The sequence below is a fragment of the Zoogloea sp. JDB1 genome (assembly GCF_056724025.1).
The window spans coordinates 2,669,426-2,686,700 of record NZ_CM161496.1 but is presented as its reverse complement, the minus strand read 5'-3'; the positions used below and the strand labels follow the sequence as shown (position 1 = coordinate 2,686,700).

At 67.4% G+C, this 17,275-nt stretch carries 10 protein-coding genes; 4 read left to right on the top strand and 6 right to left on the bottom strand.

What is annotated here, in order from left to right:
- Positions 1-18 precede the first annotated feature (18 nt).
- From AC1PPK_RS11980 to AC1PPK_RS11970, 3 genes are read left to right on the top strand one after another with little or no spacing between them, the layout of a single operon-like run.
- Positions 19-2,301 (top strand): TonB-dependent receptor, encoded by a 2,283-nt coding sequence (locus tag AC1PPK_RS11980; RefSeq protein ID WP_481118037.1) that lies wholly within the window; start codon positions 19-21, stop codon positions 2,299-2,301.
- A 55-nt stretch (positions 2,302-2,356) separates the two neighbouring features.
- Positions 2,357-3,037 (top strand): Fe2+-dependent dioxygenase, encoded by a 681-nt coding sequence (locus AC1PPK_RS11975; RefSeq protein ID WP_481118036.1) that lies wholly within the window; start codon positions 2,357-2,359, stop codon positions 3,035-3,037.
- Positions 3,034-4,146, top strand: coding sequence for an alpha-hydroxy acid oxidase (locus AC1PPK_RS11970; protein ID WP_481118035.1), 1,113 nt, complete (start codon positions 3,034-3,036; stop codon positions 4,144-4,146). The genes AC1PPK_RS11975 and AC1PPK_RS11970 overlap by 4 nt, the downstream gene beginning before the upstream one ends.
- Before the next feature lie 98 nt (positions 4,147-4,244).
- Here AC1PPK_RS11970 and AC1PPK_RS11965 read toward each other — a convergent pair whose 3' ends face one another.
- Complete coding sequence (locus AC1PPK_RS11965) at positions 4,245-5,165, bottom strand: LysR family transcriptional regulator (RefSeq protein WP_481118034.1); 921 nt, start codon at positions 5,163-5,165, stop codon at positions 4,245-4,247.
- Positions 5,166-5,262: 97 nt separating this feature from the next.
- Here AC1PPK_RS11965 and AC1PPK_RS11960 point away from each other — a divergent pair, with 97 nt between their 5' ends.
- Entirely contained in the window at positions 5,263-6,033 is a 771-nt protein-coding gene (locus AC1PPK_RS11960) for a sulfite exporter TauE/SafE family protein (protein ID WP_481118033.1), read from the top strand.
- Positions 6,034-6,041: 8 nt separating this feature from the next.
- On the opposite strand, the gene AC1PPK_RS11955 is transcribed toward AC1PPK_RS11960, so the two are convergent.
- The 5 genes from AC1PPK_RS11955 to AC1PPK_RS11935 form a co-directional block, all read right to left on the bottom strand.
- A complete protein-coding gene (locus tag AC1PPK_RS11955) occupies positions 6,042-8,063 on the bottom strand; it encodes a methyl-accepting chemotaxis protein (RefSeq protein WP_481118032.1) in 2,022 nt (673 codons plus the stop codon).
- A 158-nt stretch (positions 8,064-8,221) separates the two neighbouring features.
- Positions 8,222-9,271 (bottom strand): patatin-like phospholipase family protein, encoded by a 1,050-nt coding sequence (locus tag AC1PPK_RS11950; RefSeq protein ID WP_481118031.1) that lies wholly within the window; start codon positions 9,269-9,271, stop codon positions 8,222-8,224.
- Positions 9,272-9,503: 232 nt separating this feature from the next.
- Complete coding sequence (locus tag AC1PPK_RS11945; RefSeq protein WP_481118030.1) at positions 9,504-11,024, bottom strand: efflux transporter outer membrane subunit; 1,521 nt, start codon at positions 11,022-11,024, stop codon at positions 9,504-9,506.
- 2 nt (positions 11,025-11,026) lie between these two features.
- Positions 11,027-14,113 carry a multidrug efflux RND transporter permease subunit gene (locus AC1PPK_RS11940; protein WP_481118029.1) on the bottom strand — a complete coding sequence of 1,029 codons (3,087 nt, stop codon included), beginning with the start codon at positions 14,111-14,113 and terminating at the stop codon, positions 11,027-11,029.
- Between the two features lie 88 nt (positions 14,114-14,201).
- Positions 14,202-17,273: an MdtB/MuxB family multidrug efflux RND transporter permease subunit gene (locus AC1PPK_RS11935; protein ID WP_481118028.1), complete on the bottom strand. Its 3,072-nt coding sequence runs from the start codon at positions 17,271-17,273 to the stop codon at positions 14,202-14,204.
- Positions 17,274-17,275 lie beyond the last annotated feature (2 nt).

Genomic DNA, 17,275 nt, shown 5'->3' with positions numbered 1-17,275 from the left:
TCATCCCAGGAGGCCAAATTGGCACGCACAAAAACCCGTCACCAGAGCTTTCACCCCCCCCACCGCAAGGCTGCCCCGCAGCAGCCCGCAAACAGCGCGGCAGAACGCGCCATCCTGCCCCTCGGCGCGATGATGTTCGCCGCCTCAATGAACGGCTGGGCCCAGACGCCCGCCGCCGAGGATGACGTCAAGACCCTCAAGCCGGTGGTCGTGAAGGCCGCCGCCGAGGCCGAGCAGGGCAAGGACAGCCTGCGCACCACCACCACCCGCATCGGCAAGGGCCAGCAACAGCTGCGCGACATTCCCCAGTCGATCACCGTCGTCACCGAGAAGCTCATCGACGACCGCAAGATCGACACCGTGAAGGAAGCCCTCAAGGCCACCGCCGGCATCACCTTCCTGGCCGCCGAGGGCGGCGAGGAAGACATCCGCCTGCGCGGCTTCCCGATCAACACCACCGGCGACCTGTTCATCGACGGCATGCGCGACCCGGCCTTCTACGACCGCGACACCTTCAACCTTGACCGCCTCGAAGTGCTGCGCGGCTCCGCCTCCATGCTGTTCGGTCGCGGCTCCACCGGCGGCGCGGTCAACCAGGTAAACAAGCAGGCCCAGCTGTATGGCGAGAACCAGGTGGACGTGACCCTCGGCAGCCACAATTACCGCCGCGCCGTCGCCGACCTCAACGTGCGCACCGGCGACAACGAAGCCTTCCGCTTCAACGCGATGCGCACCATCGCCGACAACAACGGCGCCGGCGCCAGCATCGACAAGCAGGGCTTCGCCGCCGACTACCGCTGGGGCATTGGTACCACCGACGAAATCGAGGTCGGCTACTACTACCTCGACAACAAGAACGGCATCAACTACGGCCTGCCGTGGGTCCGCCCGACCGCCACGTCGCCGGTATCGTCAACAGGCATGCTGCCGCTCGACCCCAAGACCTATTACGGGATGGCCAGTGATTACAACAAGGGCACCGCCAACTACGCCACGCTGATCCACACCCACCGCTTCTCCGCCGATACCGAGCTGGTCACCAAGTTCCGCAAGGGTGACTTCCAGCGCGACCAGCGGGCCAGCGCCCTGCGCTTCGCCGCCGCGGCATTGCAGCCCGGCGGACTGGCGGCCAGCCTGGCCACCTTGAGCGACGGCACCGTGGTGACCCGCGGCACCAACCTCAAGATGCAGAGCATGGAGAACTTCTTCGCCCAGAGCGACCTGTCCTCCAAGTTCGACGCCTTCGGCTTCAAGCACGAGGCGCTCACCGGCGTCGATTTCGCGTGGGAGCGCAAGCGGGTCTACGGTGCCCTCAACGCGGCCCAGGGCGGCGTGGTGCCGGTCAAGGCCAATACCACCATCGGTACCCCTTTCGACGGCGCCACGGTGGACGAGAGCATCCGCAGCATTGCCAAGAGCAGCGAATTCGAGAGCCTGTCCGGCGGCGTCTACGCCCAGGACCTAGTCCAGCTGGCCGATCACTGGAAGCTGCTCGGCGGCATCCGCTACGACGCCATGTCCGGCAGTTACGATCAGTTCAACCTGACCACCAAGGCAATCACCAACTTCCAGCAATCCATCTACAAGTGGAGCCAGCGGGTCGGCGCGCTGTACCAGCCGAGCCCCCTGCAGTCCTTCCACCTGTCCTACGCCACCTCGTTCAACACCTCCGGCGACACCTACTCGTACAGCACGCAGAACGTCAATACGCCGCCCGAGAAGAGCATGAACCTGGAACTCGGCGCCAAGATCGACTCCGCCGACCGCCGCTTCAGCACGCGCTATGCCTTGTTCCGCACAGTCAAGCTCAACGAGCGCAACACCGATCCGCTGATCAACCTGTCGGTGCTGTCCGGCAAACGCCACTCCACCGGCGCCGAGTTCGACTTCACCGGCCGCATCACGCCACGCTGGGAAATGTGGGGCTCTTACATGTGGATCTGGGATGCCGAGATCGACAAGGGCGCAGTGGACGGCGAAGCCCAGGGCGCGCGCCCGTCGCTGGTGCCGAAGCACTCCGGTTCCTTGTGGTCCACCTACCAGTTCACCGATAAGTTCCGCGCCGGTGGCGGTGTCAACTTCCGTAGCAAGATGACGCCGAACCGCAACCCGGGCTGGTACGCGGAAGGTTACGCGACGGCCGACCTGATGGCGGAATATGCGGTGATCCCGGACAAGTTCATCGTCAAGGCCAACGTCACCAACGTCACCAACAAGCTGTACGCCGACTCCCTCTACACGTCCTTCTACGTGCCCGGAACGGGCCGGCTCTACATGCTGACCTCGACCTTCAAGTTCTAGGTCGAACCCGCGGGCGGACTTCGGGTCCGCCCGTCTTCACTTACAGGAACCCGCCATGCTCCTGCAGATACCGGACGTCCTCAGCCGCGACGAAGTCCGCCAGGCCCGCCAGCTGCTCGCCGACGCGCCGTGGACCGACGGCCGCGACAGCGCCGGCCCCCAGGCCGCCCAGGTCAAGAACAACCAGCAACTGCCCCACGACTGCGCCGCCGCCCAGGCGATCCGCAGCCTGATCCAGAGCCGCGTCGAGCGCCATCCGCTGTTCCTGACCGCCGCGCTGCCGAAGAAGATCTTCACCCCGCGGATCAACCGTTACGGCGGCGACACGCCCTTCTACGGCGCCCACGTGGACAATGCCGTCCGCTTCACCGCCGAAGGCCAGCGGGTGCGTACCGACGTCTCGTGCACGGTGTTCCTGTCCGACCCGGACGAGTACGATGGCGGCGAACTGCAGGTGCAGGACACCTACGGCAGCCGCGGCGTCAAACTGCCGGCCGGCCACGCGGTGCTTTATCCTGGCACCAGCATCCACCAGGTCACGCCGGTCACCCGCGGGCACCGCATCGCCTGCTTCTTCTGGATAGAGAGCATGGTACGCAGCGACGAACAGCGCCGCCTGTTGTTCGACCTGGACATGGCACTGATGCGCCTGCGTGAAAAGCACGGCGAATGCGACGAGGCGGTAGCCATCACCGGTACCTATCACAACCTGCTACGCATGTGGACCGACACGTGAGTTCGCCCCGCATCGACACCCTGCCCCCCGGCGTGGTCAGCCTCGGCGACCACGAAGCCCATGCCCGCGGCGTGCTCGACGCCAACGCATGGGCCTACTTTGCCGGCGGTGCCGCCGACGAACTGAGCATGGCCGCCAACCACCATGCCTGGAACACCATTCAGCTACGGCCCCGCGTGCTGCGGGCGCTGGCCGGCGGCCATACGCGCGTGTCGCTGCTCGGCCGCGAACAGGCCCATCCGATCCTCCTCGCGCCAGTAGCCTACCAGCGCATGGCCCACCCGGACGGCGAACTCGCCACGGCATGCGCCGCCGCCGCCCAGCAGGCCGGACTGGTCCTCAGCACTCAGGCCAGCCTGCCGCTGGAGCACATTGCCGACGCGGTACGCGACGACCCCGACCGCGGCCCCCTGTGGTTCCAGCTCTACCTGCAGCACGACAAGGGCTTCAACCTCGAACTGGTGCGCCGCGCCGAAGCCGCCGGCTACGAAGCCCTGGTGCTCACGGTGGACGCCCCCTGCAACGGCGCCCGCGACCGGGAACGCCGCGCCGGCTTCCGCCTGCCGCCGGGCGTCCGCGCGGTGAATCTGGACAGCCTGCCGTCCCGCCTCGCCCGCCCTCTCGCCCCCGGCACCAGCGGCCTCTTCGACGACCTGCTGCTCGACGCGCCGGGCTGGGACGACGTGGCCTGGCTGCAGGCCAACACCCGCCTGCCGGTCATCCTGAAGGGCATCCTCGCCCCGGAAGACGCCCGCGAGGCGGCGCGCCTGCAGGTCGGCGGCCTGATCGTCTCCAACCACGGCGGGCGCACCCTCGACACCAGCCTGCCCACCGCCACTGCTCTACCGTCCATCGTGCATGCGATTGGCGACAGCCTGCCGGTGCTGGTAGACGGCGGCATCCGCCGCGGCACCGACGTGCTCAAGGCGATGGCCCTCGGCGCCAGCGCGGTGCTGGTCGGTCGGCCCTACATCTTCGGACTGGCCAATGCTGGCGCCCTCGGCGTCGCCCACGTGATCCGCCTGCTGCGCGACGAGTTGGAGATCGCCATGGCCCTGTGCGGCTGCCGCACGCTGCAGGACATACCCCCCACGCTACTGGTGGCGTAAGTGCCCCCAAGGCCCGGGCCGTGCCCGGCCAGTCCCCCGCGGAGGACAAGGAAACTTGGGGCGGCCCGATGTTTACTTGAGAGCGTTGAGAGCGCCACCTACCAGGACGCGGTCTCATCAGCCTCCGGCCGATAGGCGGCAAAACGCTCGGCCAGGAAATCCACAAAGACCTTCACCTTGGCGCTGAGCAGATGACGCTGGGGATAGACGGCATGGATGTTCGCCACCGCCCCGGCCCATGGTGCCAGCACGCGCCGCAGCCCGCCGCTGCGCAGATGCGGCGCCACATCCCATTCCGAGCGCAGCACGATGCCATGGCCGGCCAGCGCCCAACTCACGGCCACTTCCCCATGGTTGCAACTGAGACCGCCACGCACCTTCACGGTGGTCTGCCGCTCGCCGTCGGTCAACTCCCAGCTGTTGTAGGCGCGGGTGTTCTCGCGGATCACGATGCAGCGGTGGCGGACCAGCGCCTGCGGATCGGCCAGCTCGCCATTCGCCGCCAGATAGGCTGGCGACGCGCACAGCAGGCGCCGGTTGGCGGCGATCCGCCGGGCCAGAACGCGGGTATCCGGTGGCGGGCCAAAACGGACGCCGACGTCGGTAGCCGTCGCCGTCAGATCCAGCGGCCGGTCGGTGAGTTGCAGGATCACCTCCACTTCCGGATAGCGCAGCGCGAAATCGGCGATGGCCGGCGCCAGGTGGCAGCGCCCGAAGCCCAGCGTCGCATTGACGCGCAACAGACCGCGAGGCTGCTCGCGGCTGGCCGACAAACCACGCTCCAGGGTTTCGATGTCGCGCAGGATGCGCGCCCCCTCGTCGAGATAACGCTCCCCTTCCGGCGTCAGGCTCTGGCGCCGCGTCGTGCGGTTCAGAAGGCGCACGCCAAGGCGCACCTCCAGCGCAGCGAGACGGCGGCTCACCGCCGGCGGCGTCACGCCTAGTTCGGCAGCCGCGGCGGCGAGGCTGTCCTGGCGGGCAACGACGGAGAAGAAGGCCAGATCGGATGAATCCTGCATTCGTGCGTTTTAGGTACGGATCAAATTAACCTCAAGGCATTGTATCTCTGCCACCGCTGCTTATGATGGGCTCCAGATTTTCACTTGCGTGACCATCATGCCCATCCCCGACCTCCTCGCATTTCTCCCGGCGTTGATCCTCGGCGCCGCCCTTGGCTTCTTCGGCGGTATGTTCGGCATCGGCGGCGGCATCATCGCGATCCCGCTGTTTGTGATCGGCTATGGCATGGAACAGCCGCTGGCCCAAGGCACGGCGCTGGTCATGATGGTGCCCAACCTGATGGTCGGCTGGTGGCGCTACAGCCAGCGCCACCCGGTGCCCTTCCAGCGGGCGCTGGCCATCGGCATGATCGCCATGCTCACCACCTGGGGCACGGCGCACTTTGCCAATGGACTGGATCCGGCCACGCTGAAGATACTGTTCTCGCTATTCCTGCTGGCGATGGCGCTCAAGCGCATCGTCCCCGGCCGCTCCGGCAACGCGGCCCCGACTCTGCGAGTGGCCGAACGCCATGTACCGCTGGTCGGCCTGCTTGGCGGCAGCAGCATGGGCCTGCTGGGCATCGGCGGCGGGCTGGTCGCCACGCCGCTGTTAACCGGTCTGTTCGGCCTGCGCCAGACCGTCGCCCAAGCCTTCGCATTGGCATTGGTCACACCCAGTTCGCTGATCGCGCTGCTGGTCTATGCCGGCGCCCACCGGGTGAACTGGGCGATGGGCCTGCCAATGGCCGCCAGCGGTCTGTTCACCGTGTCGGCCGGCGTGGCCTTCGCCCATCGCCTGCCGGAAAAGACCATGCACCGCGCCTTCTCCACCCTGCTGCTGGTCAGCGCCCTATGGATGCTGGTCAGCCCGTTGGTGATGGGCTGAGCCCCGGATCAGACGCGCAGGCGCCCGACCTCGTTCTCCAGATCACGCGCGACCCGCAGAAGCTCGGACGCTTCGCTGCGGTTGGACGCCGCCGACTGGCTGGTTCCGGCGACCGAACGGGCCACCGAATCGATGCCCCCGGCAATCGTCTGGCTGGCCTGGGTCTGCTCCCGCGTCGCGCGGGCAATGTCGGCCACCGCCTGAGAGGTGCGCTCGGCCCGCTCGTGGATGGCCTGCAGGGCCTCACCAACCTGACGGGATGCCACCACGTTGCGATCCACCTGCTCCACCGCCTTGCGGGCCGAATTGGCCACGGAGGAAACGCCGTCCTGGATGCTGTTGAGGATGGTGTCGATCAACGACGCGGACTTACCTGACTGCTCGGCAAGTTTGCGCACCTCATCGGCGACAACCGCGAAACCGCGCCCCTGCTCACCGGCCCGTGCGGCTTCGATGGCCGCATTGAGAGCCAGCAGATTGGTCTGCTCGGAAATGTCGCGGATCGCATTGAGGACCCTGTGGATCTCCGCCGACTGCTGGCCGAGCTGCTCGACCTGGGTTGCCGCATCCTGCACGGTGCGCGCCGTTTCATTGAGTTGCTCGATACTGCCCTGCACCGAGCCGACGCCCTCCTGAACCGCACGCGAGGTCTCCTGCGTCAGCTCCAGCGCATGAGACGCATTGCTGGCCACCTGCTCCACGCTGACCGTCAGCTGCTCGGTGGTGCTGGCCATCGCGCTGGCGGAATCGCTCTGCCGACGGGTCTCCTCGCCAAGCGTTTCGGAAGCTACCGACATGTTCTGCGCGGTGCGCTGCAGATGATCGCTGGTCTGGCGGATACTGCCGCTCAGCGTGCGCATGGACTCGGCAGCCGTGTTGATGCTGCTGCCAATCAGGTCGATCTCGCTGCGGCTACGGGCGTCGACATCGGCGCGCACGGTCAGGTCGCCACTACCAAAGCGCGACACCAGTTCGGCCAGGTGCGTCAGGGGCTTGAGGCGCAAACGCAGGAAGTAGCCCAGCGCCAGGATCAGCAATGTCCCGCAGGCAACCGCGAGCAGCGCGATGTCGTTACGCAGCCCGTTGGCGTCCTCGACGAACTCATCCACCCACGAGCCGCTCGCCACCATCCAGTGCAGGTCCGGTAGTTCGCGGATGACCACCATCTTGTCGGCCTCCGGATCGCCCCACTTGTAGACCAGCGTACCGTTGCGCTTCTCCACCAGGCTCTTGATGATGTCCCGGGTACGTGGATCCAGGTCGGTCAGGGACTTGCCCTCGAACTTCGGGTGATAGATGAAGCGCACGTCCTTCGCGTCGCCGGAAGGGACCGACACGATGTATGGGTAGCCGGTCTTGCCAACGCGGATCTGCGCCAGCTTTTCCTTGATCAGCTTGACGTTGCTCTCCGCGTCGACGCGCATGGTTACCGCGCCGATCACGTTGCCAGCCTCGTCCTTCAGCGGATTGGCGGCCAGCACGAACATCTTGCCGTTACGCTCGATGGCGCCCAGATAGGGCTTACCGGTCAACAGGATGGCCGGATAGTCACCGGCCGAACCAACCTTCTCTCCGTGCCGGTAGTTGCCCTGCTTGTCCTTCAGCATCGTCACGGCACGGTAGAAGCTGTCTCCCTTGCGTACCAAGAAGGACGGCTCGCGATCCTCGTAACGCTTGGAATAATCCTGGAGTACCGCCACATTAGAGCTGACGACGGTACCGCCGATGGCCAGCTCAGGCAGGGTTTCGCTTCCCATCTGGATCTCGCGGCCGGTCAGCCGCGGCGTGCCGGGCACGGCGGACGCGAACTGCACGACGGCGTCTGCGGCCCGCGCCTTCAGCGCGTCCTGCGCGTAGGCCAGCATCGCGACGGTCATGTCAGCCTGCTGGGCCAGGGACTCTTCGGCCTTCTTCAACGCACTCTGGCGCGACAGGGCGGCAACGGTGGCAACCAGGACGGCCACCATCAGGGCGATACCAAGGGTGCACAACAGGACAACCTGCCGGACCAGGGGCTTGTGCTTGAGCATGTCTCTTTGTTCTTTTGTTGGCGTTTATCGGTTCTCCCAAAGCCATACGGCGTACATACCGTACAGTATGGGAAAGCCTGTTTACATCGGCTCAAAACGGGCTGTCTTGAGGCCGCAACAAACGCAAACGGCCTTTTTACATACCCCTGGCCTGGGAGTCAGGCGAACAGAGCTGCCAAGTCGATCGACGGACGCACGCCGACATCCTGGCGGTGGGTGCGGATCCAGCGTGCCGCCCGCGCCCGCCCGAGGTCGCGCAGCTCGGTCAGGAAGGCCCGTGTGGCGTTGAGCTTGCTGGCGGTACCGGCATCCACCAGTTCCTCGGCCTCCACCATGTGGAAGCGCAGGCGGGTCAGCTTGCGCTCCAGCCGCCCCTGGGGCAGCCAGTTGCGGCCCTCCTCGATGTAGCTGCGGGCATGGGCGATCATGCGCATCTCGCGCAGGAAGGTCGTCGAGAAACCCAGCTCGACGCTACGCGCCGCGATTTCCTCCGCAGTGCGAGGCGCCTCCGGGCGCACCAGCGGGTTGAGCAGCACCAGCAGGATATCCGGCGTGGCGCACTCGTACATCAGCGGATAGATCGCCGGGTTGGCGGTGAAGCCACCGTCCCAGTAGTCCTCCCCGTCGATCTGCACCGCGTGGTGCAGGGTCGGCAAACAGGCCGAGGCTAGCAGTGCATCCTCGCTCAGTTCGCGGGTATGGAACAGGCGGACCTTACCGGTGCGCACGCGGGTTGCCGCGATGAACAGCTTGAGCGGACAGTCCCGGCGGATGCGCTCGAAATCGAACTGGGCGCGCACCACGTCGCGCAAGGGGTTCAGCTCAAAGGGATTGAGCTGGTAGGGCGAAAACATTTTGGTCAGCCCCAGCATCATCCCCACCGGGGCCGGCAGCGAACCGTCGCCGGCCGGGTTGAAGCTGTGCAGCAGGTCCAGCTCGAACGGTGTGGTATCGGACACCGCCTCCCAGAACGCCGCCAGGCTCTCCCGCGCGCCTTCGGCGCCGCCGGTCGTCCAGCCCTGGGCCAGCGCCACGGCGTTCATCGCGCCGGCGCTGGTACCGCTGATGCCGTCGATCTGCCAGTCGTCTTCGAGGAGGCGGTCGAGCACGCCCCAGGTGTAGGCGCCGTGCGCCCCTCCCCCCTGCAGCGCGAGGCTCAGATGCGGGGACGCGGCGACGTCCCGGATTTTCCATAGCTTCTTCAACATGGACGGAATACCTCCATTCAGGTGCTGCGGCCCGGATTGCTGCGCCGCAGCATACATGATGGACGTCCGTCGATGACGAAAGTTCGTGCGGGTTCGGGGTGGCGGCCTCGTGCAGAGGGGCAGGAAACACGGAGACTTCCCGTGGGGGCAGGACTCATTGTGCAGGCGAATGAATTCGCCCCAACAAGCGCTTCCCGCCGCGGCTTTTACGTCAGCCCCTGGTGCAGCGGCTTCACTTTGCTTCTGGCGGCAGCTTGCCGCCCAGCCCGCCGCCGGCGTTCTTCGCCAGCAGCACTGCCGCCACCAGCCGGCGCGCCGCCAGGTCGCTGGCGCTGCGCTGGGCGCTGAGATGAGTGGCCTGGGCGGTGACCACGTTGAGATAGCTGACGGTGCCGGCCCGGTACTGGTTGAGGGCGATGGTCTCGGCCTCGGCAGCGGCAGCCACCGCGGCGGCCTGCTCGATGCCGGCCTCCTCCAGCACGCGCACCGCGGCGAGGTTGTCCTCCACTTCCTGGAAGGCGGCCAGCACGGTCTGCCGGTAGGTCGCGACGGCCTGCTCCCAGACACCGACAGCCTGGCCCACCGCGGCCTTCTTGGCGCCGGCGTCGAACAGCGTCGCCGCCAGCGTCGGGCCAAGAGACCAGTAACGGCTGGGCACGGTCAGCAGATCCTCGATCTGCGAGCGGCGGAAGCCGGTGGAGGCGGACAGGCCGAGCACCGGGAAGCGCGCCGCCTGGGCCGCGCCGATAGCCGCATTGGCGGCGGCGACGCGGCGCTCGGCGGCGGCGACGTCGGGGCGCCGTTCGAGCAGCGTGGACGGCAGCGTCAGCGTGACCGGCGCAGCGGCGAGCGGGCCCGTCACGGCCGGCAACTCGAAGCTGGAGGGCGCCTGGCCGACCAGCACGGCGATGGCGTGCTCGTACTGGCTGCGCGACAGGCCGGCGTCCAGCGCCGACGCGCGGGTGCTGCGTAGCTGGCTTTCCGCCTGGGCCACGTCGGCCTTGGTGGCGACGCCGGCGGCATAGCGGTTGCGGGTCAGTTCAAGGGAGCGCTCGTAGGCCGCCACCGCCGCGTCGAGCAGCGCCTTCTGGCGGTCTGCCGCGCGTAGCTGGAAATAGCTCTGGGCCAGGGTGGCGTGGGCCGACAGGCGGGCGGCGGCGAGATCCGCCTCGCTGGCCTGCACCCGCTCGTCGGCGGCCTCCACGTTGCGGGCAATGCGCCCCCACACGTCGGCCTCCCAGCTGGCGGTGGCGCCGAGGCTGAAGCTGTTGGTCGGCGGCGCGTTGCCGGCGCTGGCAGTGGACGCCGCGCTGGCCGAGCGCGTCGCGCCGAAAGTACCGTTGATGGTCGGGAACCACGACGCGCGGGCCGAATCGGACAGGGCCTTGGCCTGGCGGTACTGGGCCTCGGCGGAGCGCAGGTTCTGATTGGAGATGTCCACCTTGGCCTGCAGGCCGTCGAGCACCGGATCGCCGAACACCGTCCACCAGGTGTCGCTAGACACCGGATCCTGCGGGCTTGCGGGACGCCAGCCGCCGGCCGCTTCCTTGAAGGCGGCGGGTGTCTCCACCGACGGCCGCACGTAGTCGGGACCGACCGTGCAGGCGGCCAGCAGGAGACAGGGCAACACCACCCGCAGGGGCGAACTCACCCGCCCGCAGAGCTTGATCAAGCGGCGCTGGGCGAATGAACTCGCTCCAACAGGATCGGCCGCCACCGGGGCCGGCATGTCCATCGAATTCATCTTCTTCATCTTCAAAGGGCGCTCTCCGCCTTCAATGCCGCCGTGGGCCTGGGCTGGCGGCGCAACCGGTCGAGCATAACGAAGACGACCGGCGTGGTGTAGAGGGTCAGGATCTGGCTGAGGATCAGGCCACCGACGATGGCGATGCCCAGCGGCTGGCGCAGCTCGGCGCCATCGCCGGTGCCGATGGCCAGCGGGACAGCACCGAACAGGGCCGCCAGCGTGGTCATCAGGATCGGTCGGAAACGCAGCAGGCAGGCGTGGTGGATCGCATCGCGGGCGCTGGCGCCCTGCCGCTGCAGCGCGATCGCCACGTCGATCATCATGATGGCGTTCTTCTTGACGATGCCGATCAGCAGGATCACGCCGATCATCGCGATCAGGCTGAACTCGGTATCCATGCCCATCAACGCCAGCAGCGCGCCGACACCCGCCGAGGGCAGCGTGGACAGGATGGTGATCGGGTGGATCAGGCTCTCGTAGAGCATGCCGAGCACGATGTAGATGGTCACCACTGCGGCCAGGATCAGCAGCGGCTGGGTGCTCATGGACTTCTGGAAGGCACCGGTGCTGCCCTCGAAGCTGGTACGGATGCTCACCGGCACGCCGATACGCGCCACCGCCGCACGGATGGCGTCGGTGGCCTCGCCGATGGAGCGTCCTTCGGGCAGCGCGAAGCTGATCGTCGACGCCGCCGCGCCCCCCTGGTGGCTGACCGACAGCGGCGCCAGCGTGGACACCACGCGGGCCACCGCCGACAACGGCACCTGGGCGCCGGAGGACGACACCAGGGTCAACCGCGCCAGGGACTCCGGCCCCTGCAGGTAGTCGGACGCCGCCTCCATCACCACCCGGTACTGGTTGAGCGGGTTGTAGATGGTGGACACCTGGCGCTGCCCGTAGGCATTGTTGAGCGCCGTTGTCACCGCGCGCATGGTCAGGCCGTAGCGGGCCACCGCGTCGCGGTCGATCACCAGCGTGGTCTGCGGACCGCGGTCCTGCTGGTCGGAGCTCACGTCGGTGATCTCGTCGAGGCGGCTCAGCGCATTGCGGATGCGCGGCTCCCACAGGCGCAGCTCGTCCAGGTTGTCGGACTGCAGCGTGAACTGCTGGCTGGAGTTGCTGGAGCGCCCACCGATGCGGATGTCCTGCACCGGATTGAGGTACAGGCTGGCACCCGGCACGTGGGCGAGCTTCTTGCGCAGGCGGGTGACAATGGCGTCGGCGGACTCCTTGCGCTCACCGATCGGCTTGAGGGTGATGAACATCATGCCGGAGTTGATCTGCCCGCCGCCGGTAAAACCGACCACGTTGGCAACTGCCGGGTCGGCCCCGACGAGGGCCAGGAAAACATCCATCTTGCCCTTCATGGCCTGGAAGGAGATTGCCTGATCGGCCTCGACGAAGCCACGGATGCGCCCGGTGTCCTGCTGCGGGAAGAAGCCCTTCGGGATGGTGTTGTAGAGATGCACGTTGGCCGCGATGGTCGCGAGCAGGATGCCCAGCACCAGCCACGGGTGCGCCAGGGCCCAGCCCAGGCTGCGGCGGTAGCCGTCCACCAGGCGGTCCAGCACGCCACCGGCGAGGCGGTCGAAGCGGCCGCGCTCGCCTTCTGGCGGGCGCTTCTGCAGCAGGCGTGCGCACATCATCGGCGTGGCGGTGAGGGACACCACCATCGACACCAGGATCGCCGCCGACAGGGTAATCGCAAACTCCCGGAACAGGCGCCCGACGATGCCGCCCATGGCCAGGATCGGAATGAACACGGCAATCAGCGACAGGCTCATCGACACCACCGTGAAGCCGATCTCCCGCGCCCCGCGCAGGGCCGCCTGGCGCGGCGCGAGGCCTTCGTCGATGTGGCGCGAGATGTTCTCCAGCACGACGATGGCGTCGTCCACCACGAAGCCGGTGGCGATGGTCAGCGCCATCAGCGACAGGTTGTCGAGGCTGAAACCGGCCAGGTACATCACCGCGAAGGTGCCGATCAGCGACACCGGCACCACCACGCTGGGAATCACCGTCGCCCGCAGGTTGCGCAGGAACAGAAAGACCACCATCACCACCAGCGCCACCGAGATCATCAGCGTGTGCTCCACCTCGCGCAGCGAGCCGCGGATGGTCGGCGTGCGGTCCATCACCACGTCCAGGTCGATGGCCGGCGAGATGCTGGCACGCAGATGCGGCAGCAGCGCGGTGACCCGGTCCACGGTTTCGATGATGTTGGCGCCGGGCTGGCGGTTCACCATCAGCAGCACCGCCGGGCGACCGTTGGAATAGCCGTAGTTGCGGTCGTTCTCGATGCCGTTGCGCACCTTGGCCACGTCAGACAGGCGCACCGCGGCGCCGTTCTTCCACGACACGATGAGCGGCTTGTACTCATCGGCGGTGCGCGCCTGATCGTTGGCGCCAACCTGCCAGGCCCGCTCGCCGTCCTCCACCACGCCCTTCGGGCGGTTGGCGTTGGTACCGACGATGGCCGTGCGCACGTCGTCCATGTTGAGGCCGTTGGCAGCCAGGCGGTCCGGGTCCAGCTCGACGCGCACCGCCGGCAGCGAACTGCCGCCGATGGACACCTGGCCGACCCCGTCCACCTGGGACAGGCGCTGGGCCAGCACCGTGGACGCGGCGTCGTAGAGCTGGCCCTTGGTCAGCGTGTCCGACGTCAGCGCCAGAATGATGATCGGCGTCTCGGCCGGATTCACCTTGCGATAGGTCGGATTGTTCGGCAGGCTGGTTGGTAGTTGGCCCCGGGACGCATTGATGGCCGCCTGCACATCACGGGCGGCGCCGTCGATATCCCGGGACAGCTCAAACTGCAGTGTCACGCGGGTCGAGCCGAGGGTGCTGTAGGAAGTCAGCTCGGTGACCCCGGCGATCTGCCCGAGGATGCGCTCCAGCGGCCCGGCGACGGTGGCCGCCATGGTCTCCGGGCTGGCGCCGGGCAGGTTGGCCGACACCGAGATGGTCGGGTAATCCACCTGAGGCAGCGGCGACACCGGCAGCAGGCGGAAGGCGATTGCCCCGGCCAGCGCCACGGCGAGCGTCAGCAACGTGGTGGCGACCGGACGGAAGATGAACAGGCGGGACAGGTTCATCGTGAACCGCCTGTCCGGAGTGCGTCACCGGATGCGGGAACCCAGCGGAACAGCTGAAGGGCGAATCGATCCGCCCCCACTCCGGCCATCATGCCGCCCTCCCCCGCCGCGCCAGGCGGTCGAACGCCAAGTAGATCACCGGCGTGGTGAACAGCGTCAGCACTTGGCTGACCAGCAGGCCGCCGACCATCGTCACGCCGAGCGGGTGGCGCAGTTCGGAGCCGACACCGGAGCCCAGCATCAGCGGCAGCGCGCCGAGCAGCGCCGCCAAGGTGGTCATCAGGATCGGCCGGAAACGGAGCAGGCAGGCCTGGTAGATCGCCTCTCGCGGGGCGAGGCCCTCGCGCCGTTCGGCGTCGAGGGCGAAGTCGATCATCATGATGGCGTTCTTCTTGACGATGCCGATCAGGAGCACGATGCCGATGATGCCGACGATGCCCAGTTCGCTGCGTGCCAGCAGCAGCGCCAGCAGCGCGCCGACACCGGCGGACGGCAGCGTGGACAGGATGGTGACCGGGTGGATGTAGCTCTCGTAGAGCACGCCGAGCACGATGTACATGGTCACCACCGCGGCGAGGATCAGCAGCAGGGTGTTGCTCAGCGAAGCCTGGAAGGCCAGCGCCGCGCCCTGGAAGCTGGTCTCGATGCTGGCCGGCAGGCCCAGGTCAGCCTCGGCGCTGCGGATCGCCTCCACCGCTTCGCCGAGGGACGCGCCCGGCGCCAGATTGAAGGACAGGGTCACCGCCGGGAACTGGCCGATGTGGTTCACCGCCAGCATCGCCGGCCGCTCGACGACCCGCGCCACTGCCGACATCGGCACCTGGGCGCCGCCAGTGCCCGGCACGTAGAGGTTGGCAATGGCCGCCGGGCTGCTGCGGAACTCCGGCTTCACTTCCAGCACCACGCGGTACTGGGTCGCCTGCGTGAAGATGGTGGATACCAGGCGCTGGCCGTAGGCGTTGTACAAGGCGTTGTCGATGGCCGCGGTGCTGACACCGAGACGGCTGGCGCTGGCCCGGTCGATCTCGACCCAGGCCTGCAGGCCCTTGTCCTGCAGGTCGCTGGCCACGTCGGCGAGCTGCGGCAGGCCTTTCAGGCGCTCGACGAGGCGCGGCACCCATTCGGTCAGCGCCGCCGAATCCGGCGACTGCAACGAGAACTGGTACTGGGTGCGGCTGACCTTGTCCTCGATGGACAGGTCCTGCACCGGCTGCATGTACAGCGTGATGCCAGCCACCTTGCGCACCTCGGGCGTCAGGCGGCGGATCACCTCGCCGGCGCTGGCGTCCCGTTCATCCAGTGGTTTGAGGTTGATCATCATGCGCCCGCTGTTGAGGGTCGCGTTGGAACCATCTACGCCGATGAAGGACGATAGGCTGGCCACCGCCGGGTCTTTCAGCACAACCTCGGCCAGCGCCTGCTGGCGCGCAGACATGGCGTCGAAGGAGATCGACTGGGCCGCCTCGGTGATGCCCTGGATCGCGCCGGTGTCCTGCACCGGGAAGAAGCCCTTGGGAACGAAGACGTACAGCAGCGCGGTCAGCGCCAGCGTGCCGACGGCCACCACCAGGGTCAGGCCCTGGCGGTCGAGCACCCACTGCAGCATCACGCCGTAGCGGGCGATGACACGGTCGAAGAAGTCCCCCATCACCTTGTAGAAGCGCCCCTGCTCGGCTTCCGGCACGTGCTTGAGGAGGCGCGCGCACATCATCGGCGTGAGGGTCAGGGATACGAAGGCGGAGATCAGGATGGCGATCGCCAGCGTGATCGCAAACTCGCGGAAGAGCCGCCCCACCACATCGCCCATGAACAGCAACGGAATCAGCACGGCGATCAGCGAGAAGGTCAGCGAGATGATCGTGAAGCCGATCTGCTTGGCGCCCTTCAGCGCCGCCTGCATCGGCGATTCGCCCTCCTCCACGTAGCGGGCGATGTTCTCGATCATCACGATGGCGTCGTCCACCACGAAGCCGGTGGAGATGGTCAGCGCCATCAACGTGAGGTTGTTGAGGCTGAAGCCGGCCAGGTACATCACCCCAAAGGTGCCGACCAGGGACAGGGGCACCGCCACGCTGGGGATGATGGTCGCCGGCACGCTGCGCAGGAACATGAAAATGACCATCACCACCAGGGCCACGGCCATCATCAGCTCGATCTGCACGTCGTGCACCGAGGCGCGGATGGTGGTGGTGCGGTCGGACAGCACGCGCACGTCCATCGACGCCGGCAGGCTGGCAGTCATCTGCGGCAGCAGCGCGGTGACCCGGTCGGCCACCTCGATCACATTGGCGCCCGGCTGGCGCTGCACGTTGATGATCACCGCCGCCTGCTCATCGGCCCAGGCGGCAAGGCGCAGGTTCTCGGCGTCGTCGGCCAGGTTGGCCACGTCGGACAGGCGCACCGGGTTGCCGTTCTTGTAGGCGACAATCAGGCCACGGTACTCGTCAGCAGACCGCAGCTGATCGTTGGCGTCGATGGTGGACGCCCGCTGCGGGCCGTCGAAGCTCCCCTTGGCCTGGGTCACGTTGGCGTTGGCGATGGCTGTGCGGATGTCCTCCAGCCCCAGCCCATAGGCTGCCGCCGCGGTCGGGTTGACCTGCACCCGCACTGCCGGACGGCGCCCGCCGGCGATGCTGACAAGGCCGACCCCCGGCACCTGGGAGATCTTCATCGCCAGGCGGCTTTCCACCAGATCGTGGATGCGCGTGATCGGCAGGCTCTTCGAGCTCACCGCCAGGCTAAGGATCGGCGCGTCGGCGGGGTTCACCTTGCTGTAGGTGGGCGGCGCCGGCAGATCGGTGGGCAGCAGGTTGGAGGCCGCGTTGATGGCCGCCTGTACCTGCTGCTCGGCCACATCCAGGCTCAGGGTCAGGCTGAAGCGCAGCGTGATCACCGAGGCCCCGCCGGAACTGGTGGACGACATCTCGTCCAGCCCTGGCATCTGGCCGAACTGGCGCTCCAGCGGCGCGGTGATGGCCGAGGTCATCACATCCGGGCTGGCGCCGGGATAGAGAGTCTTGACCTGGATGGTCGGGTAATCCACCTCGGGCAGCGCCGAGATGGGCAGCAGGCGATAGGCGACGAGGCCCACCAGCAGGATGGCGACCATCAGCAGGGAGGTCGCCACCGGCCGCAGGATGAACGGACGGGACGGGTTCATGC

Coding starts and splice junctions, on each gene's coding strand:
- AC1PPK_RS11960 (WP_481118033.1), top strand. CDS start 5,263: ATGCCCATCCCCGACCTCCTCGCATTTCTCCCGGCGTTGATCCTCGGC.
- AC1PPK_RS11975 (WP_481118036.1), top strand. CDS start 2,357: ATGCTCCTGCAGATACCGGACGTCCTCAGCCGCGACGAAGTCCGCCAG.
- AC1PPK_RS11955 (WP_481118032.1), bottom strand. CDS start 8,063: ATGCTCAAGCACAAGCCCCTGGTCCGGCAGGTTGTCCTGTTGTGCACC.
- AC1PPK_RS11935 (WP_481118028.1), bottom strand. CDS start 17,273: ATGAACCCGTCCCGTCCGTTCATCCTGCGGCCGGTGGCGACCTCCCTG.
- AC1PPK_RS11945 (WP_481118030.1), bottom strand. CDS start 11,024: ATGAAGAAGATGAATTCGATGGACATGCCGGCCCCGGTGGCGGCCGAT.
- AC1PPK_RS11950 (WP_481118031.1), bottom strand. CDS start 9,271: ATGTTGAAGAAGCTATGGAAAATCCGGGACGTCGCCGCGTCCCCGCAT.
- AC1PPK_RS11965 (WP_481118034.1), bottom strand. CDS start 5,165: ATGCAGGATTCATCCGATCTGGCCTTCTTCTCCGTCGTTGCCCGCCAG.
- AC1PPK_RS11940 (WP_481118029.1), bottom strand. CDS start 14,113: ATGAACCTGTCCCGCCTGTTCATCTTCCGTCCGGTCGCCACCACGTTG.